Source organism: Hymenobacter nivis (genome assembly GCF_006439025.1).
Taxonomy (GTDB): Bacteria; Bacteroidota; Bacteroidia; order Cytophagales; family Hymenobacteraceae; genus Hymenobacter; species Hymenobacter nivis_A.
The window spans coordinates 688,497-715,354 of the sequence record NZ_RCYZ01000001.1 but is presented as its reverse complement, the minus strand read 5'-3'; the positions used below and the strand labels follow the sequence as shown (position 1 = coordinate 715,354).

19 protein-coding genes are annotated in these 26,858 nt (G+C 60.5%); 5 read left to right on the top strand and 14 right to left on the bottom strand.

Annotated elements, in window-relative coordinates; genetic code table 11:
- Positions 1-358: 358 nt before the first annotated feature.
- The 4 genes from EAH73_RS02800 to EAH73_RS02785 all read right to left on the bottom strand — a co-directional run bounded on the left by EAH73_RS02800 (position 359) and on the right by EAH73_RS02785 (position 5,495).
- Positions 359-2,521 carry a carboxy terminal-processing peptidase gene (locus EAH73_RS02800; RefSeq protein WP_140464959.1) on the bottom strand — a complete coding sequence of 721 codons (2,163 nt, stop codon included), beginning with the start codon at positions 2,519-2,521 and terminating at the stop codon, positions 359-361.
- Between the two features lie 233 nt (positions 2,522-2,754).
- Positions 2,755-3,588 carry a hypothetical protein gene (locus EAH73_RS23950; RefSeq protein ID WP_317129368.1) on the bottom strand — a complete coding sequence of 278 codons (834 nt, stop codon included), beginning with the start codon at positions 3,586-3,588 and terminating at the stop codon, positions 2,755-2,757.
- 143 nt (positions 3,589-3,731) lie between these two features.
- Positions 3,732-4,100: a hypothetical protein gene (locus EAH73_RS02790; RefSeq protein WP_140464958.1), complete on the bottom strand. Its 369-nt coding sequence runs from the start codon at positions 4,098-4,100 to the stop codon at positions 3,732-3,734.
- A 201-nt stretch (positions 4,101-4,301) separates the two neighbouring features.
- Positions 4,302-5,495 carry a proline dehydrogenase family protein gene (locus tag EAH73_RS02785; protein WP_140464957.1) on the bottom strand — a complete coding sequence of 398 codons (1,194 nt, stop codon included), beginning with the start codon at positions 5,493-5,495 and terminating at the stop codon, positions 4,302-4,304.
- A gap of 117 nt (positions 5,496-5,612) precedes the next feature.
- On the opposite strand from EAH73_RS02785, the gene EAH73_RS02780 reads away from it, so the two are divergent.
- A complete protein-coding gene (locus tag EAH73_RS02780) occupies positions 5,613-6,743 on the top strand; it encodes a chorismate mutase (protein WP_140464956.1) in 1,131 nt (376 codons plus the stop codon).
- A 72-nt stretch (positions 6,744-6,815) separates the two neighbouring features.
- Here EAH73_RS02780 and EAH73_RS02775 read toward each other — a convergent pair whose 3' ends face one another.
- Positions 6,816-8,498 (bottom strand): SusD/RagB family nutrient-binding outer membrane lipoprotein, encoded by a 1,683-nt coding sequence (locus EAH73_RS02775; RefSeq protein ID WP_140464955.1) that lies wholly within the window; start codon positions 8,496-8,498, stop codon positions 6,816-6,818.
- A gap of 11 nt (positions 8,499-8,509) precedes the next feature.
- Positions 8,510-11,731 carry a SusC/RagA family TonB-linked outer membrane protein gene (locus EAH73_RS02770; protein WP_161599427.1) on the bottom strand — a complete coding sequence of 1,074 codons (3,222 nt, stop codon included), beginning with the start codon at positions 11,729-11,731 and terminating at the stop codon, positions 8,510-8,512.
- Positions 11,732-12,044: 313 nt separating this feature from the next.
- Here EAH73_RS02770 and EAH73_RS02765 point away from each other — a divergent pair, with 313 nt between their 5' ends.
- Positions 12,045-13,085 carry a 3-dehydroquinate synthase family protein gene (locus EAH73_RS02765; RefSeq protein WP_140464953.1) on the top strand — a complete coding sequence of 347 codons (1,041 nt, stop codon included), beginning with the start codon at positions 12,045-12,047 and terminating at the stop codon, positions 13,083-13,085.
- Positions 13,086-13,285: 200 nt separating this feature from the next.
- Positions 13,286-14,395: a 3-phosphoshikimate 1-carboxyvinyltransferase gene (locus EAH73_RS02760; protein ID WP_240047114.1), complete on the top strand. Its 1,110-nt coding sequence runs from the start codon at positions 13,286-13,288 to the stop codon at positions 14,393-14,395.
- Here EAH73_RS02760 and EAH73_RS02755 read toward each other — a convergent pair.
- The 7 genes from EAH73_RS02755 to EAH73_RS02725 form a co-directional block, all read right to left on the bottom strand.
- Positions 14,379-15,167, bottom strand: coding sequence for a helical backbone metal receptor (locus tag EAH73_RS02755; RefSeq protein ID WP_240047113.1), 789 nt, complete (start codon positions 15,165-15,167; stop codon positions 14,379-14,381). The two genes, EAH73_RS02760 and EAH73_RS02755, sit on opposite strands and share 17 nt — an antisense overlap.
- 223 nt (positions 15,168-15,390) lie before the next feature.
- The gene (locus tag EAH73_RS02750; protein ID WP_140464951.1) at positions 15,391-16,461 is read right to left on the bottom strand and encodes a M42 family metallopeptidase; all 1,071 of its coding nucleotides are present in this window, start codon (positions 16,459-16,461) and stop codon (positions 15,391-15,393) included.
- A gap of 23 nt (positions 16,462-16,484) precedes the next feature.
- Positions 16,485-16,952: a hypothetical protein gene (locus tag EAH73_RS02745; RefSeq protein ID WP_140464950.1), complete on the bottom strand. Its 468-nt coding sequence runs from the start codon at positions 16,950-16,952 to the stop codon at positions 16,485-16,487.
- 12 nt (positions 16,953-16,964) lie between these two features.
- On the bottom strand, positions 16,965-18,530 hold the full coding sequence (locus EAH73_RS02740) for an acyl-CoA carboxylase subunit beta (RefSeq protein ID WP_140464949.1): 1,566 nt from the start codon (positions 18,528-18,530) through the stop codon (positions 16,965-16,967).
- A 77-nt stretch (positions 18,531-18,607) separates the two neighbouring features.
- On the bottom strand, positions 18,608-20,740 hold the full coding sequence (locus EAH73_RS02735) for a S9 family peptidase (protein ID WP_140464948.1): 2,133 nt from the start codon (positions 20,738-20,740) through the stop codon (positions 18,608-18,610).
- 128 nt (positions 20,741-20,868) lie between these two features.
- On the bottom strand, positions 20,869-23,472 hold the full coding sequence (locus EAH73_RS02730) for an ATP-dependent Clp protease ATP-binding subunit (RefSeq protein WP_140464947.1): 2,604 nt from the start codon (positions 23,470-23,472) through the stop codon (positions 20,869-20,871).
- Positions 23,473-23,629: 157 nt separating this feature from the next.
- The gene (locus tag EAH73_RS02725) at positions 23,630-24,265 is read right to left on the bottom strand and encodes a WbqC family protein (RefSeq protein WP_140464946.1); all 636 of its coding nucleotides are present in this window, start codon (positions 24,263-24,265) and stop codon (positions 23,630-23,632) included.
- A 33-nt stretch (positions 24,266-24,298) separates the two neighbouring features.
- Between EAH73_RS02725 and EAH73_RS02720 the strand changes: the two genes are divergently transcribed.
- Both EAH73_RS02720 and EAH73_RS02715 read left to right on the top strand, forming a co-directional pair.
- Positions 24,299-25,162 carry a hypothetical protein gene (locus tag EAH73_RS02720; RefSeq protein ID WP_140464945.1) on the top strand — a complete coding sequence of 288 codons (864 nt, stop codon included), beginning with the start codon at positions 24,299-24,301 and terminating at the stop codon, positions 25,160-25,162.
- A complete protein-coding gene (locus EAH73_RS02715; protein WP_240047112.1) occupies positions 25,159-26,061 on the top strand; it encodes a lysophospholipid acyltransferase family protein in 903 nt (300 codons plus the stop codon). The genes EAH73_RS02720 and EAH73_RS02715 overlap by 4 nt, the downstream gene beginning before the upstream one ends.
- A gap of 94 nt (positions 26,062-26,155) precedes the next feature.
- Here the strand turns inward: EAH73_RS02715 and EAH73_RS02710 are convergent, their stop codons facing one another.
- Positions 26,156-26,788 (bottom strand): L-threonylcarbamoyladenylate synthase, encoded by a 633-nt coding sequence (locus tag EAH73_RS02710; protein ID WP_140464944.1) that lies wholly within the window; start codon positions 26,786-26,788, stop codon positions 26,156-26,158.
- Positions 26,789-26,858: the final 70 nt, after the last annotated feature.

Sequence of the window (26,858 nt, the reverse complement as noted above, 5' to 3'; positions counted from 1 at the left end):
ATTTTATTGATTATCAGTAATTTGTAAAATGGTAATTCTATTGGATGAAAAATATTTTTAGCAGGCGATTTACTAAGTGGCATAGTAGCACCATTGCTTGCTAATAATCACGGAAGGTGGCGATATAAAACGAAGTGGTCCGGCGAATTGTCCGAACGGCTTCGTCGGGCCACTCTAGCGATTGAACAAGGGCCCTGGGCGGTAGTAAGCGTGGCCCAACGACTGAAAAATTCACCGGACCACCTCGTGTTAGACTACCGCTTTGCAGAAAAAGAACACGTCTAATAGCCAAAGCAACGCGCAAAAAAAGCCCCCAGCTGCGAAGCTGGAGGCCCTAAAATTGACAGGGATGGGGGCCCTACAATTGGTCTTCGATGATCGAAACGGCTTCGCCAATAATGATATCCTTCTTCAGATTCTTGGTGAAGCGCTGGTCGCGGTTGATCTTAATCGTGTCGCCATTGGCGGCCTGAACATCAGCGCGCAGGGGCGAGAAGGCGAGGGCCGTCGTGGCTTTCTGAGCGGCTTCGTACTTCTCGGCCTCCACCTTATTCTGACGCTGCCGGGTGCGGTAGGTCACCAAGTTCAGCGACTCGATGGATTCCTTCTTACGGGCCAGCATCATTTGGCTGGTTTCGGTCATCACGTTGAAGCCGGGGCTGGTGGCCACGCGGGCTTTGCTAGCGGCGCGCAGCTTATCGTAGGCCGGCTGGGTATTCCAGGGGCGGTAGCGGGCAGGGGCAATCTCGTCCCACTTCAGCGGGTAGTCCGAGCCCTTTTCGCCCTCTTCCAGGTACGAGTACATATCGGGGAGGATGATGTCGGGCACCACGCCTTTGAACTGGGTGGAGCCCCCATTCACACGGTAGAATTTTGAGGTGGTGAATTTCAGCGAGCCGAAAGGCTTAAGGTTGTTCAACTCGTTGGGTAGGCTCTCGTCCAAGTCTACTATACGCTGCACCGTGCCCTTGCCGTAAGTGCTAGCCGAGCCCACCACCACGGCGCGTTTGTAGTCCTGCATGGCGGCGGCCAAAATCTCCGAAGCCGAGGCGCTGTACTTATTCACCAGAATCACCAGGGGCCCACTGTACTGCACCTGGGGATCTTTGTCTTCCAGCACGGTGGTGCGGCCGCGGCCGTCGCGGATCTGCACAATGGGGCCGCTGTCGATGAAGAGGCCGCCCATGTCCACGGCGTCATTTAGCGAGCCGCCGCCGTTGTAGCGCAGGTCTAAAATCACGCCCTTCACGCCCTCTTGGTTCATTTTGGCCAATTCCTTTTTCACGTCCTGCGACGAGTTGGGGCTACCATCGTTGTTAAAGTCGGCATAGAACGTGCGCAAATCCAGATAGCCAAACTTCTGATTTTTGCTGGTGATGGCCGCTGAACGAGCATACGCCTCGTCGTTGATCACTACGTCGCGGATGATGGGCACCACTTTAGTCGTGCCGTCGGGCTTACGCACCGTCAAGCGCACTTCCGAGCCCTTCTTGCCCTTAATCAGTGTCACGGCCTTCGTAATGCGCCAGCCCTCGATGCTTACCGGCTCGGCGGCACCCTGGGCCACGCGCAAAATAGCGTCGCCCTTCTTCAACTCGCCCTGCCGGGCCGAAGCCGAACCAGGTAGAATGTCCTCGATGTAAATCAAATTATCCTTTTCCCGCAACTGGGCCCCAATGCCTTCAAAACGGCCGGTGAGCTGGTAGTCGAAATCCTCCTTAGCCTTAGGCGCAAAGTAGTCGGTGTGCGGGTCATAGGTGTTAGCAATAACGTTGGCGTAGCTGGCCAATTGGTCGTTAGCGCTAACATCCAGCAACTCATCAAACTGGTCGTCATAAGTCTTCAGCACGCGCTTGCGGGCTTCGGCCTCCATCTGTGCGGGGGTGCGCACCGGTTCGGGGGCCGTGGGGGCCTTGGCATTGGCGGCCGAGGGAGCGGCAGTAGCGGCCGAAGGCTTGGCAGTTTTGGCTTTTTCCTGGGCGTCCATCATCTCCGATACCCGGCTCAGGGTTTCGAACTTCAACATTTTGCGCCACAACTCGCGCTGAGCAGCCTTATCGGCGGGCCAGGTAGCTTTTTCAAAGTCCGTCTGAAACGTTTCGGGTGTAGTGAAATCGAAGGGCTTGGCCAAGATTTCGCGGTACAGCACCTGCATCTCCTTCACACGCTGGGCCATCAGCTGGGTGCTGAGGTCGAAGAACTCACGGCGGCCGGTTTTTACTTCATCGTCGATGTCGTTCTGGTACCGGCGCAAGTTCTCGATGTCACTGGCGAGCAAGAAAGTCTTGCGGTAATCATCGCGCTTCAGCGATAGGTCAAATACCCGCTTAGAGAACGTATCGTCCAGCTTTTCGGGCTGGTAATGGGCGCTGTTGAGGCCCTGCACCATAGTGCCGATAAGGACTTGTTCCTTGGTGGGGCCCGCCGAAGTGTTGCGGCGAAATAACCGGTACGAAGCCAGGACGAATACTGCCATCACCAGGAAGGCGTAAAGTCCAATTTTTAGGCGAGGAAATGACATCAGCGAAGAGAAAACGATAGAAAAATCAAATATACGCGAAATCGGCAGCGGCCTTAGCAGCGCGGTTGCACGCCACTTAAACGCCCGCAGTGGGGGAATAAGTGCCCTGCCCCGGCCAACTAAAAAGCTTCGTTGGCTCTACGTAAAGCCGTTTTTTGCGGATGCCGTGGCGTAATAAAAAAAGGCCCCTCCCTATGGGAGAGGCCTTTTCACTAAGCAGTGCTACGGGAAAACTAGTAGCGGTAGATCTTGTCGCCGTTGTTGCGGCGGAATTCCTCTTCAAAGTACTGGGCATCCTCGGCGTTGCGGGGCTTCACGCCCATCACAATGCCGCCGTTGTTCACGCCCGTTTCGTACTCTGCAGCGTGCTCCTCGGGAATGCCCGAGCCCACCAGGGCCCCTACCAGACCGCCGGTGAGGCCACCCGCGCCGGCACCGGCCAGTGCAGCCGCCAGCGGACCGGCAATGATTAGGCCCAAGCCGGGTAGGGCTACCGACGTGCCAATGGCCGCAATGGCGCCGATGATGGCACCAGCAGTACCACCGATGGCCGAGCCTACGCCCGCGCCTTCCATGGCCTTGTCGCCCAAGTCGGTATGGGCGGTGTCATCGCCGAAGTGTGCTTTACGAGTCTCATCCGACATGAGCAGGTTTACGTCGTCTTTGCCGTAGCCACGAGCGTGCAGCGAATCGTAGGTTTTCTCGGCGCTGGCGCGGTCGCGGAAAATACCGCTCATCGTGCTGCCTTCGGTGTAATCTTTATCGCCCGTAAAAGCATTTCCTACTGCGTTAGCAGCATCAGAAGCAGTATTCTGTACAGCATCGATGCCAGCGCCAACAGCGGCACCAGCCGAGCCAGCTACGGCAGCACCTTTCTGGGTGGCGCTGTAATCATGGTCACTGTTGGTAGCATCTGTGGAGGAAGCGCCCGTTCCAGCGTTGTAGCTGGTGCCTTCGTTGCTGAGGCCGGTGCTGTTGCCTACGCCGGTGCCAGTAGCGGCCGTGCCGAAGTTAGCGCCAGCGCCAGTACCTGAATTTTGCGGGTTGTTACGATCGTTGGTGTTCATAGTAGTGTGGGAATTGTAAATGAAAGAAAACAGTAGCCCCGGCGAGCCGTGGGCTGTGTTTGTAACGGGACCGCCCCATTGGGGGTTGCATTTATCTTTCTTGTTCGCTATGCGAACGGTTCCACCTTACTTGAGCGCGGGGCTCACGAAAACTCTTGAAAATTGGCGTCGTCCAACCAAAAATCTCGACACGTGCGGATCAGGTTTTTCAGGAAATCCTCGTCCTGCTTAAGGGTGCGCCATTCGCCCATGCCAAGCTTTTCGCACAGCTTGTAAAAGTTGTCGCCCTGGCCTTTCGAGCCGGGCACCTTCACTAGGCAGCTCAAGGGGGGGCGGCCTTCGGTGTGCTCGACGGTGGATATTTCCGCAAGCATCTCGTTCAGGCGCGACTTTTCGTGCGAAATCTCGAGGTTCAAGCCCAACTCGGCTTCCTGCACCAGGGTGAGGTAGCTGACGGTGCCAGTCTGTTGGCGGGCGTAGCGGATGAGGTAGGTGCGGATGCGACCAGTCATAGGAAACGAAAAGGGGGCAGCCTGTACAAACAGCGACAGGGGGCCGGCGCACCGGCCCATAAAAATAGCCGAACCGGGTGGTGCCACCCCTAGCAAGGGATATGGCACCACGGTTCGGAAACGGAGCGGCTGGACGATTCCAGCCGCGACCGGCAAGTTATCACACGCAATTGTAATGCCAAGCTGCGCGCTGGGGCCCTATTAGCGGCCCCGGCGCCGGCGCAACTCGCGCTGCACGAGCAAAAACTCGCGGCTGCTTTGGCCGGCAATGGCCGTGTTTTCGTTGGCGCGGCGCAGCAGGTACGGCATCACGGCTTCAACGGGGCCATAGGGTAAGTACTTGGCCACGTGGTAGCCAGCGTGTGCCAGGTTGTAGCTCAGGTTGTCGCTCATGCCGTAGAGCTGGGCAAACCAGACGCGCGCATCGCCCGGGGCCAGGCCGGCCTCGTGCATAAGCTGGGTGAGCAGCAGCGAGCTGGCCTCGTTGTGGGTGCCGGCGCAAAAGCTGATGCGGGCCACGTGCTGCACGCAGTAGCGCAGGGCCTCGTCGTAGAGGTCGTCGGTGGCCTGCTTGCTGGGGTTGATGGGCGTGGCGTAGCCGCGTTGCTTGGCAATGCGGGCCTCTTTTTCCATATAAGCCCCGCGCACCAGCTTGGCCCCCACGAAGAAACCTGCCCGGGCCCCCGCGTCGTGGGCGGCTTGCAGGGCCTCCAAGCGGTCGTGGCGATAGAGCTGGTAGGTGTTCCACACAATGGCCTGCTCGCGGTTGTACTTGGCCATCATCTCGTCGGCCAGCGCGTCGATGGTGTGCTGGAACCAGCTCTCCTCGGCATCGACGAACAGCCGGATGCCGTACTGGTGGGCCCGGGCGCAGAGGGCCTCCACGCGAGCCACGGCGCGGGTATGGGCGGCTTGCTCGGCGGCGGTGAGGGCTTGGCCGGCCTGGATTTTTTCCAGAATGGCGGCGCTGGCCACGCCCGTTACCTTGAACACCGAAAACGGGATGTGGGCCGAGCGGTGCGCCTCCTCAATGGTGGCCAGCAGCTCGTCGCGGGTGCGGTCGTAGCTGGCGTCGGTGCCCTCGCCTTCCACCGAATAATCGAGAATGGTGCCGATGCCGTAGCGCCCCAGGGCGGCCACCACTGGGCGGCACTCGGCGATGGTTTCGCCTCCACAAAATTGTTCGAAAATGGAGTGCCGGATGAGGAACTTGGTGCCCGGCACGCCCCATTTCAGGGCCGCTTGCATCAGGCCGCTGCCAGTTTTCACCAGGCCGTTGTTGTTCATGGCCGCAAACAGGCCGTAGGTTTTGCGCAGTTGGGCGTCCGATTTGGCCGCGAAGGCAATCTGGGTGTTGTCGAACGAAACGGGGGAAGGTAGGGTGGGAGCGGTCATGGCGGAAGCGGCGGGTTGCGGTGGATGCCGAGGGGCCCCAGCAGGTGCGAAGTTAGCCGCTAAACAGCAGGCCGGGGGCCGAACGTTTCGTGGGCAGGGCCCCATCTTTGCGGCACCATGGAAACGACTGATTCGCCGACGACTTTTTTTACCCGCCTACTGGCCCGCAAGGGGCACCCAATCCTTATCGCCGGGCCTTGCTCGGCCGAAACCGAGGCCCAAACCCTGGCCACGGCCCGCGGCGTGCAGGCGCTGGGCAATGTCGATTTGTTCCGGGCCGGGGTGTGGAAGCCCCGCACCCGCCCGGGCTCGTTTGAGGGGGCCGGGTCGGCGGCGCTGCCGTGGCTCCAGCGCGTGACGCAGGAAACCGGCCTGCCCGTAGCCATCGAGGTGGCCACCCCGCGCCACGTAGAAGAGGCCCTGGCCCACGGCATCCAGGTGCTCTGGGTGGGGGCCCGCACCACTGCCAACCCCTTTGCGGTGCAGGAGCTGGCCGACGCGCTGGCCGGTACCGGCGTGCCGGTGATGGTGAAAAATCCCGTGAACCCCGACGTATCGCTGTGGGCCGGGGCCCTGGAGCGACTGGCCCGCGCCGGCATCACCGACCTGGCGGCCATCCACCGCGGCTTCAGCACGTTTGCGCCCAGCAAATACCGCAACCCACCTACCTGGATGCTGGCCATTGAGCTGAAAACGCGCTTCCCGCACATTCCCCTTATCTGCGACCCCAGCCACATGGCCGGCCGGCGCGACTTGCTGCTGCCCATCGCCCAAAAGGCGCTCGATTTGGACTACGACGGCCTCATCCTCGAAACCCACCCCGACCCCGACCACGCCCTCAGCGACGCCGAGCAGCAGGTGACGCCGGCCCGGCTGGGCGAGATTTTTAGCGCGCTGAAGTACCGCCGCCGCTCCTCCAGCAACGAAGACTACCAGGCCAAGGCCGACGAGCTGCGCCAGAAGATGGACGAGGCCGACCGCGAGATTGTGGAGGCCCTGGCGCGCCGCATGGCCCTGGTGCAGGAGCTGGCCGAGTACAAGAAGGCCAACGACGTCAAGATTCTCCAGTTTGACCGCTGGAAAGAAATCTTCGCCACCCGCTCGGCCTGGGCTGACACGTTGCATCTGAACAAGGACTTCGTGGGCGAGCTCTATAAGCTGGTGCACCTCGAAAGCATCCGCAAGCAAACCGAAGTGCTGAACGGGGCCCCCACCGCGGAGGGCCTCCACTTGGGCCCTGGCCTGTAAGGCCAGAAGGCAAAAGAAAAGGGCTGCTCGATTGAGCAGCCCTTTTCTTTTGCCTTCTAAAGCCGTGTTGGGCTAATCCACCACATCCCAGAAGATCTTGGTGTACTGCGTAACGTTGGCTGGAACGTTGGCTGCGTTGGTGCTCGTTTCGCCCAGCGGGTAGAACAAGCGGGTCGGCAGCTTGTCGGCGCGGGGCGACTGCGACTGCGACGAAGCGGGCAGCTTCGGCTGGGCCGTGCGGCGGTAATCATCCCAAGCCTCCGTGCTGGCCACCGAGTTCAGGGCCAGGTACTTCTGGTAGATGATGATGTTCTGCTTGCCCAGCGCACCGTTCACCACGGCGTTATCAAAGCTCACCAAGGGGTTGGTGGCGTTGCTGGCGGCGTTGATGTACGTGTTGTACTGGTCGATGCCCGCCGCGCCGGCCGTAGTAGAAGCGGCCAGCGTCGAAGCGTTGATCGAAGCATTGGTGGTAGCCGCCGCCCGGTAGAAGTAGATGAACGAGGCCTTGATGCCGTCGAGGTAATCCGACTTAGCCGCGGTGTTGCCGCCCGTGAACAAGCCACGGGTTTCGGCTTCAGCCTTCGAGAACAGGTGCTCCGAGAGCAGCATGAGGGCGGTGGGGGCAACGAGGCCCTTCAGGATACCGCCCGTAGCGGTCGAGGCGTTGGCGCCGCGGATGCGCGAGGCTACGATGGGAGCAACGAACGAAGGGGCGTTGCTTTGGCCGGGCTGGGCCCCGATGTACTCGGGGGTGGTAACCAAGTTCGGATCGGTGCCGGTGGTACGGGCCCCAATGGTGTACAGCTGCGACAGGCGCGGGTCGTTGTTGCTGCTGTACTGGTTGAGGATGTACTGGGTCGGAATCTGGTACTGCCGCTCCGTGGCACTGGTACCGGCGGCCGTGTAGGCGTAACGGTTGTAGAGCGGGTTTTGCTGGCCGGCGCTCTGGGCGTAGCCGGGCTGCGCCACCACATCAGCCGTGATGAAGCCGACGTTGTCCGTGGCGGCTTCCGTTTGCAGCGCAGCCAACTGCTGGGTTACAGAGGCGGTCAGGGTAGCGTCGGAAGTCTGCGACTCGCGCAGCAGAATCCGCAGCTTTAGGCTATTGGCAAACTGTCTCCACTTGGTCATGTTGCCGCCGAAAACGATATCCTCAGGGCCCACCGCGAGCGGGGTGAACGTGGCCGTGGCCGTAGCGGCTGTCGCTTTGATGTCACTAATGGCCCCCGTCAGCTGCACAAGCAGGTCCTTGTAGATATCAGCGGCTTTGTCGTAGGCAGGGCTCACGTTAGTACCCCCTTGCAGGGCCTGCGAATACGGGATGTCTCCGTATTCGTCCACCAACAGCAGAAAATTGTAGGCTTTCATGATGCGGGCAATGGCCGCATGGTAGGGGTAGCCATTAGCTGCTCCTTGCGTCTGAATGATGTTGTAATCGTTCAGGTTGTCGTACGTGTTGGCAAACAGGCCGGCATAGTACGAAGAGGAGTAGTTGTAGGTCAGCTCTTCGCCGTAGCCGCTCACCACCCCCGTTTTGCCCCAGTAGCTGGCCACCCAGCTGGCGTAGCTGTTGTAGCTAGGGGCGTTGCCGGTGTAGTTAGCAGCCGTAGTGGATAGGGCCGTTGCCAGAATGGCACTGGGGGCCACGGTGAGGGCCTGGTTGGGGTTATTGTTAATGTCGAGAAACGACGAGCAGCTGGAGGCGGCAGTAGTAAGCGCTGCCGCTGTAAGCATCTTAAAAAGTATTTTCATCGCTGATTATATTAGAAAGTTGCGTTGAGGCTAGCACCGTAGAATTTGGTAGGCGGCGTCTGCAAGTTGGTGTTGATGCCGATAGCGTTGGAGTTCGAGAAGCTGAACTCGGGGTCGGTGTAGATATTCTCCTTGGGAACCCAGGTAAAGATGTTCCGGCCGAAAACGTTCAACGACAAACCTTTCACGAAGCCCGTCCGCGTCAGCAAAGCAGCCGGCAGGGCGTAGCTCAGCGACACTTCCCGGATTTTGAAGAATTTGCCGGAGGTTACGTAGTTCTCAGCCACCGTACGGTTCCAGGTCGAGTTCTGCGCCCAGAACTCAGCACCACCGGGCGTGAAGCCGGCCGTGTTGGGCACGTAGGTAGCGCCGTTGTCGTTCGAGATGGCCGAGTTGGGGTAGATAAAGTCCTGGCGGCCATACATGGCGCTGCGTGCGCCGCTGCCCGTGAAGTCGAGGTCTTCGCCGATGCCGTTGTACACCACGTAGCCGGTGCGCAGCTCGCCCTGGCCCGAGAGGGTCACACCTTTGTAGGTAGCGCTGGCGTTGAAGCCGTACTTGAACTTGGGCTGGGTGTTGCCGAAGTCAATGTTGTCAGTAGCCTTGAGGGGGTAGTAGTAGATGGTCGGGTCGCTGGCGTCGTAGGCATTGCGAACTGTGGCCATTTTAACGCGGCCGTCGTCGGTGCGCTGGTAGTGCGAGCCCGACAGCACAGGGTACGACTGGCCGGGCTTGGCGTAGAGCTGGGCGTTGCCACCCGTAGAGAGGGCCAACTGGCTGAGGCCACCCGGCAGCGAAACCACTTTGTTGTTGTTGTAGTTAAAGTTACCACCCACGGTGATCACCAAGCCGTTGTCGAGGCGTACCGGCACCAGGTTCAGGTCAACTTCAACGCCGCGGTTCTGCACTTCGCCGGCATTGAGCAGCAGGCTGCTATAACCCGAAGCGGTCGAAATGCTCGTTTGCACCGTCTGGGCAGTGCTTTTCTGGGCGTAGTAGGTAACGGCACCCGATACCCGGCGCTTGAGGAAGCTGAGCTCAATGCCTGCCTCGATGGAGCGCGTCGTTTCGGGCAGCAGGCCCGGCTGCACCAAGCCGCCGTTGGCGGTGAACGAAGCCAACGAGCCATATGGGAAGCCCGAGCCGAGCGAGTAGGTAGAGTTCAGGGCGTAAGCGCCGCCCGTCTGGTACACACCGATGCCGGTGCTGCTGGGCAAGTTCACTTGGCTAACCTTCGAGATGCCGCCGCGGAGCTTGCCGTAGTCAAGGAACGAAACGTCTTTGAGGGCCGGAATGGCATTAGTGAAGATGAACGAGGCATCTACGCCAGGGTAGAAGAAGCTGCGGTTGTTGGCGTCCAGCACCGAGGTGTTGTCGAAGCGGCCCGAACCGTGCAGGTACAAGTAGTCTTTGTAGCCTAGGGTTACGTCGGCGTAGAAAGCGACCAGGCGCGATTTGGCGTTGGCATCGCCACCGGCCAGGTTGCCCACCCGGTTCGAGAGGTTGAACAGATCGGGGGTAGCCAGGGCCGTCGACGAAACAGAGTTGTAGCGGCTGTCGAGCTGCTGGATGTTGTTGCCCACAATGGCCTGCACCGAGTAGTCGCCAAAGGTCTTGTCCATGCTGACGAACAGGTCCGAGTTGATGCGGTTCAGGTTGCTGCTCAGGTCCTGCACGAAGCCCGTGGTGCCCGCGCCACCCTTGTTGGTGTTGCCACCAGCGATGTAGGAGTTGTAGACAAACTTGTTCTGCGTGACTAGGCTCGACTGGTTGATGTTGGTGGTGCCGAGGCGGTACTGCACGCGCAACCAATCGCGCACTTTGTACGACAGGTCGATGTTGCCGAGCAGCGTGTTCTGGCGGCTGTTGGTGCGGTTGTTATCGATTACCCAGTACGGGTTGAAGTAGTAGGCGTTGTAGTAGCCGTTGGGGTTGGCGAACTGATCCGTCTGCCAGTTTTTGTAGGAGGTCAACGGGGCCATCGACGACGTGTTGAACCAGTTGTAGTACACCGAGTTAGCGGCATCCAAGTTGTTCGTCTGGTCGATGCGCTGCTGCGAAAACGAAACGTTGAAGCCAATGGTGAGGCGATCCAACTCGCGCGACGCGTTGATGCGGAAGGTGTTGCGGTCGAACTTGTCTTTGGGGACGATGCCATTGTTGTGTACGTTCTGGTACGAAGCAAAGAACTTGCTTTTCTCATCGCCGCCCGAGAACGTAACGCCGTTTTGGACCTGGAACGCATTGTTCCAGAACGCCCGCTTCTCGTTGGGGCGGCCTTCGTAAGTCACCATTTGAATGTCGCCGTTGGCCAGCTTCTCGCCGAAAGGCTGGAGCGAACCGTCGAAACGGGGGCCGAACTGCTGGTTCTCGAAGCTGTTATAAGCGTAATCCTCGTTGGTGTCGATGGCGCCGTTGGGGGCAAAATCGGCACGTGAGTTCTGGCCGGGACGCTGGCCGTTCCACGAGTTGGCACCGGGGCCAAAGTCAGACTGAAATTTGGGCAGGAACGATACGGACTCGAACTGCGAGGTTTGCGAAAGGGTGATCTGGGGGGTGGTGCCACCTTTCTTGGTGGTGATGATCAGGGCCCCGTTCGATGCCTGCGAGCCGTAGAGCGCCGCGGCGTTGGCACCTTTCAGCACCGAGATGTTGGAGATGTCGTCGGGGCTGAGGGTCGAGAGCACGTCGTTGGTCGTAATCACACCGTCGACCACGATGAGGGCTTCGTTGGTGCCGGTGAGTGAGCGCGAGCCGCGCAGCGTCACCCGTACCTGGGGGTTAATGCCCGAGCCAATCGTCTGGATCTGCAGGCCCGAAACCTTGCCAGCCAAGCCGTTGGTCACGTTGGTCACGCGAGCCTGGGTGATTTCCTTGGTGTCAAGGGTGGCGGTGGCGTAGCCAATCTCCTTCTGCTGCCGCTGAATACCGAGCGCAGCCGTTACCACTACTTCGCCCAGCTCTTTGGCATCGGGTGCCAGCGTTGCGTTGACGGTAGCTGCCGTGCCGATGGGCCGTTCAATGCTGGTGTACCCAACGAAGCTAAACGTGAGGGTAGTGGCAGTGGCCGGCACGCTCAGCACGTACGTGCCGTCGCTGTTGGTCGAAGTACCAACGGTGGTGCCTTTGGCTAGCACCGTTACCCCGGGTAGGCCTTGGCTGTTGGTCCGGTCGGTTACCCGGCCAGAAATACTCCGGTTCTGGGCGAAAGCCTGCTGCAACAGGCTGGTCATCGCCAGAAGGAATAAAAGAGTAAACTTTTTCATATAAATGAAAAAAAGTGAGAAAAATGAAGACTATGGCTATGAAACCTGAAGGCAAATTATCATTTGTTTTTCATTTAGAGTATGCCTCGGAAGAATTAATTAAAGATTAGCTTTTAATTTGGTAACGTTTGTGTTAACCAATTGCTCGAATATCAAGGACATGGCAGTTCTATAAATTAGCTCGATAGTTGGCATACATAACATTGGATTGCCAGGCTGTTACCCAAATGTTGCGGCAAGGTCTGGGAATATTGCCGGGTTTTGTGCTGACTTTTGCCGCATGAACGCCCCCGTCACCATTGGCTCCGCCGCCTTGGCCGAGCTGGCCACTTATGTGCGCCGCCCGGCTTTTAGCCAGGTCTTCGTGCTGGTTGATGCCAACACCGCCCGGCTGTGCCTGCCGGTGCTGGAAGCCCAGCTGCCCCAGGGCCACCACATCATCGAGATTCCCGCCGGCGAAGAGTACAAAACCCTGGCTACGTGCAGCCTGGTGTGGGATGTGCTCACTCAGCGGCAGGCCGACCGCCACGCTTTGCTCGTGAACGTGGGCGGCGGCGTGGTGACGGACCTGGGCGGGTTTTGCGGGGCCTTGTATAAGCGGGGCTTGGCCTTTGTGCAAGTGCCCACCACGCTGCTGGCCCAGGTAGACGCCAGCGTGGGTGGTAAAACCGGCGTTGACTACCAGGGTTTTAAGAACCACCTGGGCGTGTTTCAGGAGCCGCTGGCGGTGTTCATCGCGCCGGTGCTGCTCAACACTCTTGACCCGCGCCAGATGAAGGCCGGCTACGCCGAGGTGCTGAAGCATTGGCTGATTGCCGACGCCGACGCCTTTGAGCGGCAGCGCCGCCTAGGCTGGCTCACCGACGACTGGACGCCCATTATTGAAGAGTCGGTGGCGCTGAAGCAGCGCGTGGTGGCCAGCGACCCGCTCGAATCGGGGCCCCGCAAGCTGCTCAACTTTGGCCACACCGTGGGCCACGCCCTCGAAAGCTACCTCCTTACCCAGCCCGGGCGCGAGGTGCTGCACGGCGAAGCCGTGGCCGCGGGCCTGGTCTGCGAGAGCTGGCTCTCGGCCCAGCGCGGCCTGCTGAGCCCCGAGGAACTGGACCGCATCGAAACCTTCGTGTTTTCGGTGTTCGACAAAATTCAGTTCGTGGTGCTTGAAACCGAAGCCATTGCTGAATTTGCGCGGCAGGACAAGAAGAACGCCGCTGGCGTCATCAACTGCACGCTGCTGCACGGCATTGGCCACGGCGTGTACGACCAGCCCATCACCGAAGCCGACATTGCGGGAGCCCTGCGCTACTACCACAAATTGTAGGGCCCCTACGGCTCATTTTTAACCTTATATATACGAATCCCATCGACGCTTCCATTTCCCTGCGCTGGCCCGGGGCCCCCCTGCGCGGCCTGGCCCACCTGCCCGCTTCCAAAAGCGAGGCCAACCGTGCCCTCATCCTGCACGCGCTGGCCGGCGGCGGCCAACTCAGCAACCTCTCCGACGCCCACGATACCCAGCTAATGCAGGCACTGCTGGCCGCCGCGCCCGGCACCGACCGCCTCAGCGCCGAAGATGCGGGCACCGTGATGCGGTTCCTGACGGCCTACCTGGCCGTAACCGGCTGGCGCGGCGAGCTGACCGGCACGCCGCGAATGCAGGAGCGGCCCATCGGCGTACTCGTGGGGGCCCTGCGCCAGGCCGGGGCCGACATTGCCTACGTGGCCAACGACGGCTACCCGCCGCTGCGGCTGAATGGGTTTGCTTCGGCCGCCGCTGCTGACGGGCCCACGCGCCTGAGTGTGCGCGGCGACATCAGCAGCCAATACATTTCGGCCCTGCTGATGGTGGGACCCTACCTGCCCGGCGGCCTCGTGCTGACCCTGACCGGCCCCGTCGGCTCGCGCCCGTACATCGACATGACGGTGGCGCTGATGGCCCGCTTTGGGGCCCCGTGCCAAGCCAACGCCGACGCCACTGAGCTAACCGTGGCCGCAGGCCGCTACCAAGCCGCCAACTACGCGGTGGAAAGCGATTGGTCGGCCGCTAGCTACTGGTACGCAATGGTGGCCCTGGGCCCCGTTGGCTCCGAAATTACGCTGCCCGGCCTGCGGCAGCAGTCGTTGCAAGGCGACCAGGCCATTGCGGGCATCATGGCGCATTTCGGCGTCGAAACCACCTACCTGCCCGCCGAGGAAGGCGTGCTGCTGCGCCAGGGCCCCCGGCCGGAACGTACGGACGTCCTCCGCCTGGACTTCACCAATTGCCCCGACCTAGCCCAGACCGTAGCCGTGGTGGCCGCCGCTCTGGCTCTACCCGTCGACATGACCGGGCTGGAAAGCCTGCGCATCAAGGAAACCGACCGCATTGCCGCCCTGCAAACCGAGCTGGCCAAATTCGGCGGCGATTTGCAGGAAGTGGAGGCCGGCGTATTCCGGGCCGTGTCCGAGGGCTTTCGCGTGGACGGGCAAACCGTGGCTACCTACCACGACCACCGCATGGCCATGGCTTTCGCGCCGCTGGCCCTGCTGGGGCCCTTGGAGGTGGCCGCGCCGCAGGTGGTGCGCAAGTCGTACCCGCAGTTCTGGCGTGAGTTGGATAAGGCGGGTTTTGCCGTCAGCGAAGCTGGCTGAGGTACGCCGCCGCGTGCAGCAGTCGGCTCCCGTACCAACTAAACAATTCGCCATCAACCAGTTGAATGCGAGCCGCGGGGCAAATTTCTTGCAACTCGGCCACGTGCTTTTCCTTGAACGGATACGGCTCGGAGGACAGGAGAATGCGCTGGGGGGCGGCGTGGGCCAGCTGCTCCGGCGCAATTTCGGGGTAGCGCCCCAGGGCCCCAAATGCGTTGGCGAAGCCGGCCCGTGCCAACAGGTCGTCGATGAATGTGCCGGCTGCTGCCGCCATGTAGGGCTTGCGCCAGATGAGGTAGGCCACCGATTCGGGGGGCGACAAGGCCACCCCCAGGGCCCCAAACCGCTCGGCCACGGTGGCCGCCAGGGCAGCGGCACGGGGGCCCTGGCCCGTAATTAGCCCCACTTGCTTGATCATTCGCAGGGCCCCCGGCAGATCGGATATATCGCTGAGCCACACCGGGTAATGCGCTGCCAGCTGCTCGATGCCGGCTTGGTAGTTCTCCTCCTTATTGCCAATGATGAGGTCGGGTTGGCAGGTGGCAATCTTGGCAAAATCAAAGTTCTTGGTGCCACCGACGACCGTTGCTTGCTGGCGCGCCTCCGGAGGGTGAATGCAAAACTTGGTGACGCCCACCACCCGTGCGCCCAGCCCCAGATCAAACAGCAGCTCCGTTTGGGATGGCACCAGCGACACGATGCGCTGCGGCGGAAACGGTACCACCACCCGCCGCCCCAGCTGGTCAGTAACGGTGAGCGGTGTCTGAACCACGGATGTATCGGATTGGTCGGATGCCACGGATTTTGGGGACGATTGGTGAGGGATATGGTTTTCTTAAAAGCTGTTTCCGGGGTGGCACGGGCTAGCGGCGCTAATTATACCACCCCGGAAACTGCCCTGGGCATGGATACAACAACAAAAAGGCCGCTAAAAAGCGGCCTTTTTTTATAAAGAATCAATCCAGATCGTTCCCAAAATCCGACGAATCCGTGGTTCAGGCAAAGTAACGGAAGTCGTGGCCGTCCTCAATCCGCAGCAGGGTTTCGTAGATCAGCTGGATGACGGCTTCCACGTCGTCTTTGTGCACCGTTTCTACGGTGGTGTGCATGTACTTGAGCGGCAGCGAGATAAGGGCCGAAGCCACGCCGGAGCCGGAATAAGCAAAGGCGTCGGTATCAGTGCCGGTCGAGCGGGTCGCAGCAGCGCGCTGGAAGCCGATGCCCCGGTCTTGGGCGGTGGTGATGATAAGGTCGCGCAGGTTATTCTGCACGGCTGGGCCATAGGTAATCACGGGGCCCTTGCCGCAGGAAATGTCGCCGGCCGTCTTCTTGTCGTACATCGGCGACTGGCTGTCGTGGGTCACGTCCGTCACAATGGCCACGTCGGGATTGATGCGGTGGGCCACCATTTCGGCCCCGCGCAGGCCAATTTCCTCCTGCACGGCGTTCACGATGTACAGGCCGAAGGGCAGCGTTTTGCCGTTTTCCTTCAGCAGGCGGGCCACCTCGGCCACCATGAAGCCGCCCACGCGGTTATCGAGGGCCCGGCCCACGTAAAACTTGTCGTTCAGCACCGTGAACTCGTCCTCAAATGTGACGACCGAGCCCACGTGGATGCCCATTTCTTCCACCTCGTCGGCGCTGGCCGCCCCGCAGTCCAGAAATACCGTTTCGATGGTGGGGGCCTTATCCTGCTCCGCTTTGCGCACATGGATGGCCGGCCAGCCAAACACTGCTTTCACAATGCCCTTGGTACCGAAGATGTTGACGCGCTTGCTGGGGGCCACCAACGGGTCGGAGCCGCCGTTGCGGCGCAGGTACAAGTAGCCTTCCTTGGTGATGTAGTTGACGAAATAGGAGATTTCGTCGGCGTGGGCCTCAATGACCACTTTGTACTTGGCGTCGGGGTTGACGACGCCTACTACCGTGCCGTAGGTATCGACGAAGTAGCTGTCGATGTAGGGCTTGATGTACTCTAGCCACAGCTTCTGGCCCTCTTTCTCGAAGCCGGTGGGGGAGGGATTATTGAGGTATTTCTGGAGGAAGTCGAACGATTCAGTACGCATAGGGAAGAAGTGAGTAAGACAAGTTAATCAGGCTCAGGTACATCGGTTAGTAACCAAGGGATGTACGTTTCAATCTCAATCTGTACTATGTGATGCAGGTTGGGAAAGATGCTGGGAGCGTTGCCAGCAGTGAAACCAATGCTGAATAAATCGGTTAGCGACGCGATTTTATTCTCTGCAGTTGAGAAAAAATCGGGGCCATCTAGAATGGCACCCCGAAAATGCAGCCAGCCGCCATAATGGTGCCGGCCATCAGGTAACCGTTGGTATTGAAAAACCTCTCCTTCACGCCGATAATCTACGCCTAGCTCAGTAAAGAGAGCCAGCGCTTCGGGCGGGAACGCTAGCTCCCGGGCGGCTTCAAAATTGAGGCAGTCGTGGCACCCGCAGGCCGTTGGCACACTGGCAAGCGAAGCGGCGTATGTCGTTTCAGTAGCCTCTTTATCCACCGAAAACAGCCATTGCCGGAAGCGCACTAGGGTTTCTGCCATTGCCAGCGGAGCTTACAGCGGAATGTTTCCGTGTTTCTTGCGCGGCAAGGTAGCTACCTTGTTTTCCAACATTTTAAAGGCACGGATGAGCTTTTGCCGGGTCTGTGAAGGCAGAATCACTTCATCAACGAAGCCGCGGTGGGCGGCGCGGTAGGGCGTGGCAAATTTCTCCTGGTAATCAGCTACTTTCTCCTGGAGCTTGGCGGCCGGGTCGTTGGCAGCGGCGATTTCACGCTTGAAAATGATTTCGGCGGCCCCCTTGGCGCCCATTACGGCAATTTCGGCGGTGGGCCAGGCAAAATTTAGGTCGGCCCCGATGTGCTTGGAGTTCATCACGTCGTAGGCCCCACCGTAGGCCTTGCGGGTGATGACGGTGATGCGCGGCACGGTGGCCTCGCAGAAAGCGTAGAGCAGCTTGGCCCCGTTGGTGATGATGCCGCGCCACTCCTGATCGGTGCCGGGCAGGAAGCCGGGCACATCCTCCAGCACCAGCAGCGGGATGTTGAACGAGTCGCAGAACCGCACAAAACGCGCGGCTTTGGTGCTGGCGTTGATGTCGAGCACGCCGGCCAGCACCGCCGGCTGGTTGCCCACAATGCCTAGGCTGCGGCCTGCCAGCCGCGCAAAGCCCACCACAATGTTCTCGGCAAAGTTCTGGTGCACTTCCATAAATGAGCCCGCATCCACCAGTCCGTCAATTACTTCGCGGATGTCGTAGGGCTGGTTGGCGTTGTCTGGAATGATGGTATCGAGCGCGGGGCGGCTTTCGTCGCCCGCGGTGTAGGGCATAGCCGGAGCCGTTTCCTCGCAGTTCTGAGGCAGGTAACTCAGCAGCTGCTTGAGCTGCTGGATGCACACCACCTCGTTGGCAGCCGTGAAGTGGGTGACGCCGCTCTTGGTGCTGTGGGTACTGGCGCCGCCCAACTCTTCGCTGGTCACGTTCTCGTGGGTCACGGTTTTCACTACGTTGGGCCCCGTCACGAACATGTAGCTCGTGTCTTCCACCATCAGGATAAAGTCGGTGATGGCCGGCGAGTACACCGCGCCGCCTGCGCAGGGCCCCATGATGGCCGAGAGCTGCGGCACCACGCCGCTGGCCAGCGTATTCTTGTAAAAGATATCGGCGTAGCCGCCAAGGCTTACCACGCCTTCCTGAATGCGGGCCCCGCCCGAGTCGTTAAGGCCAATCACGGGGGCCCCATTTTTCAAAGCAAGGTCCATGATCTTCACGATTTTTTCGGCGTGGGTTTCGCTTAGCGAACCCCCAAACACCGTAAAATCCTGCGAGAATACATACACCAGCCGGCCGTGCACCGTGCCGTAGCCCGTCACCACGCCGTCGCCGAGGTAGTGCTCCTGGTCGAGGCCGAAGTCGCGGGCCCGGTGCATCACAAACTTGCCAATTTCCTCAAACGAGCCTTCGTCGAGCAGCAAATCGAGCCGCTCGCGGGCCGTGAGCTTGCCTTTCTTGTGCTGCGCGTCGATGCGGGCCTGGCCGCCGCCGAGCAGAGCTTCTTCGTTTTTGCGGGCCAGTAAATCGGTTTTGGAAAGGGCGTCGTGGGCGTGCGGATCGGGCATTGCGGGTGGGAGCGAGGCGAGAAAAGTAGGGCCCCAAAGATAGGCGGCGGGCCCAGCAAAAGCGCCGGAAGATCAGTTTAGGAATTCAAGCCCAGCACCAGCAGCATGAATGCAAACTGCCGGGCCGTGTCGTCAATCGACTTGAACCGGCCGGAAGCGCCGCCGTGTCCGGCGGCCATGTCGGTGTGCAGCAGCAGCAGGTTGCGGTCGGTTTTGGTGGCGCGCAGCTTGGCTACCCACTTGGCCGGCTCGTAGTACTGCACCTGTGAGTCATGCAAGCCGGTAGTTACCAGTAAGTTGGGGTAGGACTGGGCCTTCACGTTGTCGTAGGGCGAGTACGAGAGCATGTATTTGAAGTAAGGCTCGTCGGCGGGGTTGCCCCACTGGTCGTACTCGCCGGTGGTGAGCGGAATGCTGGGGTCCGACATGGTGGTTACTACGTCTACAAACGGCACGGCGGCGATGACACCCTTGTAGAGGTCGGGCCGCAGGTTCACGATGCCGCCCATGAGCAGGCCCCCGGCGCTGCCACCCATGGCAAAGAGCTTGGCCGTGGACGAGTACTGGCGTTGGCCGCCGGGCGCGGCGTGGGGCTTTGTGAGGTATTCCGAACAGTCGATGAAGTCGGTGAAGCTGTTCATTTTGTGCAGCATCCGCCCGTCCTCAAACCACTGTCGCCCCATTTCCTGCCCGCCCCGGATATTGCAGATGGCGTACACGAACCCGCGGTCGAGCAAGCTCAGGCGCGCCGCGCTGAAGGTGGGGTCCATCGAGTAGCCGTAGGAACCGTAGGCGTACTGCAGCAGCGGCGCGCTGCCATCGAGCTGCGTGCCCTTTTTGTACACGATGGACATGGGAATCATCACATTGTCCCGGCTCTTCACGAATACCCGGTCCGTCACGTAATCAGCTCGGTTGAAGCCACCGAGCACGGCTTGCTCCTTGCGCAAGGTGCGCTGGTGAGTTGCAAAATCGTAATCGTACACCGACGAAGGCGTGGTGAGCGACGTGTAATTGTAGCGCAGCGTAGGCGCATCAAACTCCGGGTTGACGCCAATAGTGGCCGTGTACGCCACTTCGTCAAAGGCAATTTTTTGCTCTTGCTTGTCCTTCCAGCGGATGGCGCGCAACTGCAGCAAGCCTTCCTTGCGCTCGTTCAGCACCAGGTAATCCTTGAACAAGTCGAAGCCAGCCAGGAAAACCTCGGGCTGGCGTGGTAGCGCGTCCTGCCACCCAGCCTTGGCGGGGTTGGCCACGGGCGCTACCACCAGCCGGTAGTTGGGGGCCTGCCAGTTGGTGCGGATATAAAACTTGTCGCCCATGTTTTCCACCTCATACAGGTGGTCGGGTTCGCGGGGCACCAGTACTTTGAACGCACCCGCTGGGGCCCCCGCATCGAGGTAGCGGTACTCTGAAGAGAGCGAGCTAGCTAAATCGATGCCGATGTACTTCTTTGATTTCGTGCGGCTTACTCCCACGTGGAAGGTGTTGTCCTTCTCCTCGTACACCAAAGCGTCCTGCTGCGGGTCGGTGCCCAGCGTGTGGCGGTACACCTGGTAGGGCAGCAGCGTGGTAGTATCCTTTTTGGTGTAGAACACCGTTTTGTTGTCGGCCGCCCACACGGCCTCGCCACCGGTGTTGGCAATGCTTTCGGGGTAGAGCTTGCCCGTGGCCAAGTTCTTAAAGCGCAGCGAGTAAAGGCGCCGGCTCACCACGTCGTCCGAATAGGCCAGCACCTGGTTGTCGTCGCTCACGGCCCAGCCGCCAAGTTGGAAGTATGACTTGCCCTGGCCCAGCTGGTTGGCATTCAGTAATATTTCTTCGGGGGCCCCCAGGCTGCCCTTTTTGCGGCAGTAAATAGGGTACTCGCCGCCCTGCTCAAAGCGCGTGTAGTAATAATAACCGTTGTCGCGGTAGGGCACTGAGGCGTCGTCCTCCTTGATGCGGCCCTTGATTTCGGCCACCAGCCTCTGCTGCAACGCTTTGGTGCCGGCCATTTGCTGGTCGTAGTAGGCGTTTTCGGCGTTCAAGTAGGCCAGCACTTCCGGGCTTTCCGGCTGGTTGAGCCAGTAATAATTGTCCGTTCGCGTGACGCCGAAGTTGGTGAATACCTTGGGCTTGATGGCCGCGACGGGGGCCGGCTGCGCCAGGGCCCCAGTGGTTAGGGCCGCGCCAGCGCTAGCCACAGCGGCTCGTTGTAAAATTCGCATAAAACCAGAAAAATGAGGATACTAACAAGGCGGCCGCTGCCGGCTAATGACGGGGTTAAGGTAACAGCGGTGTAACAAAAAAGCCGGCCCCTTTGCAGGAACCGGCTTCTTGTGGTCGCGCCTAGCGCTTACTTCTTGTCCGTATCGGGCGATTCGGGGGCTTCAGCAGGCCGCTCGTCGCTGGCCAGGTTGGGCTTCTCGTCGCTCTTGCTTACCGAGAAGATAAGCTCGTCCTTGCCATCCTCGTAGTCGGCGGTGATGATGTCACCGTGCAACACTTGGGCTTTCAGGATTTCTTCAGCAATCGGATCTTCGATGTACTTCTGGATAGCACGGTTCAGTGGCCGGGCCCCATACTTGGGGTCATAGCCTTTCTCTGCCACAAAATCCTTGGCCTTATCGGTCAGCTGCACTTGGTAACCCAGGGCGCTAACACGCGAGAGGAGCTTGCGCAGGCTGATTTCGATGATCTTGTGGATGTCCTTCTTCTCCAGCGAGTTGAAGACAATCACGTCATCCAAGCGGTTGAGGAATTCCGGCGAAAAGGTTTTCTTCAGGGCGTTGGTGATGGTGCCCTTCGTAATCTCGTCCATGTTATCCTGCCGGGCCTTGGTGCCAAAGCCGATGCCGGCGCCAAAGTCTTGCAAGTCACGGGCCCCGATGTTCGAGGTCATGATGATGATGGTGTTGCGGAAGTCAACCTTACGGCCCAGCCCATCGGTCAAAATGCCGTCGTCCAGCACTTGCAGCAGCAAGTTGTACACGTCCGGGTGCGCCTTCTCAATCTCGTCGAGCAGGATGACCGAGTACGGCTTGCGGCGGATTTTCTCCGTCAGCTGGCCGCCTTCTTCGTAGCCCACGTAGCCGGGAGGCGCGCCCACCAGGCGCGACACACTGAATTTCTCCATGTATTCCGACATATCGACGCGCACCAGCGAATCTTCCTTGTCGAACAAATACGTAGCCAATACCTTGGCCAACTCCGTCTTGCCTACGCCCGTGGGGCCCAGGAACACGAACGAGCCAATCGGCTTCTTGGGGTCCTTCAAGCCTACGCGGGTGCGCTGAATTGCTTTCACCAACTGCTTGATGGCTTTGTCCTGGCCGATTACTTTGCCCTGCAGCTCCTCGTTCATGTTGAGCAGCTTCTGGCTTTCGTTCTGGGCCACGCGCGAAACGGGGATGCCGGTCATCATGGCGATTACCTCGGCCACGTTTTCCTCTTTCACCGTGTAACGCTTCTTCTTAGTCTCCTCTTCCCAGCTCTTCTTAGCCGTTTCGAGTTGGTCCAAAAGCTTCTTCTCAGTGTCGCGGAGTTTAGCGGCTTCCTCGTATTTCTGTGATTTCACCACGCGGTTTTTCTCGCCTTTGATGTTCTCAATTTGCTCTTCAAGCGTGAGAATATCCTCGGGCACCACGATGTTGTTGATGTGTACGCGGGCCCCGGCTTCGTCCAGAATGTCAATGGCTTTGTCCGGCAAGAAACGGTCGCTCATGTAGCGGTCGCTCAGCATCACGCACTGCTCAATGGCCTTGTCCGTGTACACCACGTGGTGGTGGTCCTGGTACTTATCCTTGATATTGTGCAGGATTTCAATCGTTTCCTCGGGCGTGGTAGGGTCCACCATCACCATCTGGAAGCGGCGGGCCAGGGCCCCATCCTTCTCAATGTACTGGCGGTACTCATCGAGCGTGGTGGCGCCGATGCATTGAATTTCGCCGCGGGCCAAAGCCGGTTTGAACATGTTCGAAGCGTCGAGCGAGCCCGAAGCACCGCCGGCGCCCACGATGGTGTGCAGCTCGTCGATGAACAGAATCACGTCGGGCGACTTCTCCAGCTCGTTCATCACGGCCTTCATGCGCTCCTCAAACTGGCCGCGGTACTTGGTACCGGCCACCAGCGAAGCCAGGTCCAGGGTCACGACGCGCTTGTTGAACAGCACGCGGCTCACTTTCTTCTGGATGATGCGCAGGGCGAGGCCTTCGGCGATGGCCGTTTTGCCCACGCCGGGCTCCCCGATGAGAATAGGGTTGTTCTTTTTGCGGCGGCTCAGGATTTGGGCCACGCGCTCAATCTCCTTTTCGCGGCCCACAATGGGGTCGAGCTTGTCTTCCTCCGCCATTTTGGTGAGGTCACGGCCGAAGTTATCGAGCACCGGGGTGCGCGATTTCTCGCCGGCTTTTTTGGCGCCGCCGGGGGCATTGCCAGCGCCCTGGCCGCGGCCCTGCTGGCCACCAAAGAGACGGTCGTTGTCGTCGTCGTCGGTGTCAGGGGCCTTAGCGGCGGGGGTAGCGTTGCCGTGGTAATCCAGCGAATCGCGGACGGTTTCGTAGTTCACGTTGAATTTGCTGAGAATTTGAGAAGAAATGTTGTCCTCATCGCGCAGAATCGAGAGGAGCAGGTGCTCGGTGCCAATCACTTCCGACTTGAAGATCTTGGCTTCGAGATAGGTGATCTTTAGGACTTTTTCCGTCTGCTTGGTGAGCGGAATCGAGCCCGTGATGCTGTTGCCCTGCGTAGCGGTGTTACGGGTTGCCTGCTCGAGCGAGAACTTTAGCTCGTCGAGGGCTACGCCCAGCTTGCGCAGCAAGCCGAGGGCGGTGCCTTCGGCTTCGCGGATCATGCCCAGCAGCAGGTGTTCCGTGCCGATGTAATCGTGGCCGAGGCGGATGGCCTCCTCCCGGCTCAGGGAGATGACTTCCTTGACGCGGTTTGAGAATTTAGCTTCCATGCGGATAAACGTAATGAAAAAAATGGATAGCCCCGCGTCGGGAATAGAAATAATTGACGAAGACGGGTTAGGCCGGGGTAGCTTGAAAACAAGCCGGTTCGGGCGAAGGTTCGGGCAAAAGAGAAACGAAAACGGGCGGGCGAAGTTTGCTAAACCTTCAACCTAAATATGCGCCCGCCGCTGGTCCCTGCGCAAACAGCAAATCCAGGACGCTTAACCCGGGCTCAAAACCTGGGCCAAACACCTGCGGGTAGGGCCGCACCCGCCCCAAGTCTGCCGGACTGTCAGGCCCGAGGGCCCCAGCCTTGGGGCTCAGCCAGTCGCGCCGGTCAAGCGTACCCGGGGCCCCCGGCTGCCCGGGGAGGCGGTAATCAGCAGTAAACGCAACGGGCAGCGTGAGGCGAAAGCAGCGCAGCTCCAAGCGCAAGAAGGCCAGGTTCAGTTCGAAGAGCCGGGCGGGCTTGGTGCGGTAGATGTCGTGCAGGTAATCGGCGTAGTACTCGAAGTACGGGCTGTTGCCGTAGGCGGTTTGCAGGGTGCGCCAATGGCGGTGCACCCAGTTTTGGCGGTAATCGATGTCAATGTCGGACGTTTTGACTTTTTCGGCCCGGTTGCCGTCCACCACCGGCACCGTGAGGGCCTGCACGCCCTGCGCCGTGCGGATGAGGCAGCGGTTGCGGTAGGTTTGCTTGCGGTAGTTTTCCTGGGCTTCCAGCACTAGGCCATCGGCTTGGAGCAGGGCCGCAAAAAACGCCGCCGGTGGGTGGTACGGTAGTTCAGAAAGGATGAGCATGGGGCGAAGTAACGGCAACGCTATTTTTGCACCATGCGTTTCCTCCTAATTTTATGGGCTTGCCTCGCCCCAGCGCTGGCCGCCCGGGCCGGTGGCCCGCCGCGCCTGCTGCTCGACGTGGCCCGCTTCCGCAACCTGAACCAAGTGGAAAAAGGGGCCGAGGTGGAGCTGTACGTCACGGTGCCCACCCAGTCGCTTACCTACCGGCAGCGGGCCCCCCGGGCGTTTCAGTCGGCGGCCACCGTCACGCTCGAAATCCTCAAGGCGGACGGTAAATCGGCTTACAAGGAAACCGTCATTTTGAAGCCGCCGGTCATCAACGACACCACGCTGGCCCTGAAAAACCCGGTCAGCTTCCTCAAGCGCATACCGCTGCCCGACGGCCACTACACGCTGCGCGGCACCGTGCGCGACCAGTACCGCGCCGCCAACGGCGAGGCCACGGTGGAGCGCCCCCTGGTGCTGGAAGCCCCCGCGGGCCCCACCCTGAGCGACGTGCTGCTGCTGGCCCGCCCCGCCGTGAAAAGCAACGGCGACGACGCCTTCCTGCGGGGCGGCTACCTGCTCACCCGGGCCCCCAGCGGCTTCTTCGGCCGCGGGGCTGATAATCTGTATTTCTACACCGAGCTGCAAGGGGCCCCCGCCGGCCAGCCCCTGCGCCTGCACTACCACCTGGCCGCCCCCGACGGCACCGCGGCCGACGCCGATGCGCCCCTCACGCCCCAGGCCGGGCGGCCCACCACCATCATCGGGCAGCTGCCGTTTGGGCCCCTGCCCGAGGGCGAGTTCACGCTGCTCGTGGACGTGTACAGCGGCAAAAAGCTGCTCACCAGCCACCGGGCCACCGGCCGCCGCAGCACCACCGAGTACGCCCCCGCCGGGGCCGCGTCGCGGTGAGGGGCCCCCAGGGCCGACCTTACCCGTGGTACTACGCCCCGCTGAACTGGCTGCTGCTGGGCCTGGCCCACCTGCCGCTGGGGGCCCTGTACGTGGTGGCCGATGGGCTTTACTACCTACTGGCCTTTGGCCTGCGCTACCGCGGCCGGGTGGTGCAGGAAAACCTGCGCCGCTCGTTTCCTGACAAGAGCGAGGCGGAAATCCAGCGCATCCGCAAAGATTTCTACCGCCATTTCAGCCAGCTCGTGGTGGAGATTCTGAAGCTGGCGGCCATCAAGCCCGCCGAGCTGGCGCGCCGGGCCACCTGGGTAAACCCCGAACTGATGGCCGGGGCCCTGGCGCGGCAGCGGCCCGTCATCACGCTGGGCTCGCACATGGGCAACTGGGAATGGATCCTGGGCAGCGGGGCCCTGGCGCTGCCCGGCGTGATGGCCGGCGTGTACAAGCCCTTCAAAAACCCGTTTGTGGAAGCCTTCATGCGGCGGGTGCGCACCCGCACCGGGGCCGAGGCCGTGCCCATGCTGGGCACCCTGCGCTACCTAGTGCAGCACCGCCGCGGCGGCCGCAACATCAGCCTGCTCACCGACCAGGCCGCGGGCCCCGAAGACCGGCCCTACTGGACCAATTTCCTGCACCAGGACACCGGCTTTTACAGCAGCGCCGAGCGGCTGGCGGCGCAGTTTGACTGCGCGGTGTTGTACGTGGGCATCCGGCGGGTGCGGCGCGGCCACTACGAAATCAAGTTCACCGAAATGCCTTGGGGCCCCACCGTGGCTGGGGCCCCCGAAGGCACTTCCCCCATCACCGAGGCCTTTGCCCGGCAGCTGGAGCGCGACATTCAGGCCTCGCCCGAGCAGTACCTGTGGACGCACCGCCGCTGGAAACACAAGCGGCTATAAGACTGCCTAGGCCGCAAAAGAGCGTCCCCGCCGCACCAGCAGAAGCTGGTGCGGCGGGGACGCTCTTTTGCGGCTGGAAGGCTAGTGTGGGGCCCTACAGGTATTGCTCGATGTCGCCGGCACCCTGGCGAATCAGTTCGAAGTCGTCGTTGGTGCAGTCGATGATGGTGCTGGGCACGTTTCCGCCGAAGCCGCCGTCGATAACTAGGTCCACTAGGGACCGGTATTTTTCGAAAATCAGGTCCGGGTCGGTCACGTATTCTTCGAGCGTGTTCTCGTCGCTGCGCACCGACGTGCTCACGATGGGGTTGCCCAGCTCCTTCACCAGGCTCAGGATAATCTGGTTGTCGGGCACCCGGATGCCCACCGTTTTGCGCTTCACGCCGCCGTGGCGCGGGGCGCTGGCGCTAGCCTCGAAGAGGAACGTGAAGGGCCCAGGTAGGGCTTTTTTGATGACCTTATAAGTGGTCGTGTTGATGCCGTGGGCGTAGTCGCTGATGTGCGACAAATCGTGGCAGATGAAGCTCAGATTGGCCTTTTCGGGGTTCAGGCCCTTGATGCGGCACACCTTCTCGACGGCCTTGGCATTGGTCACGTCGCAACCGATGCCATACACCGTGTCGGTGGGGTAAATGATCACGCCGCCCTTGCGGAGAACGTCCACGGCCTGCTGGATGCGGTTGATGGGCGGATTGTCGGGGTGGATGCGAAGGAGCGTGGCAGCCATATGGTTAGGTAGGGTAAGTAGGGGAGGGGCGGACCGCGAAGGCCCAAAACGGGCGGAAAAGTAAGCAACA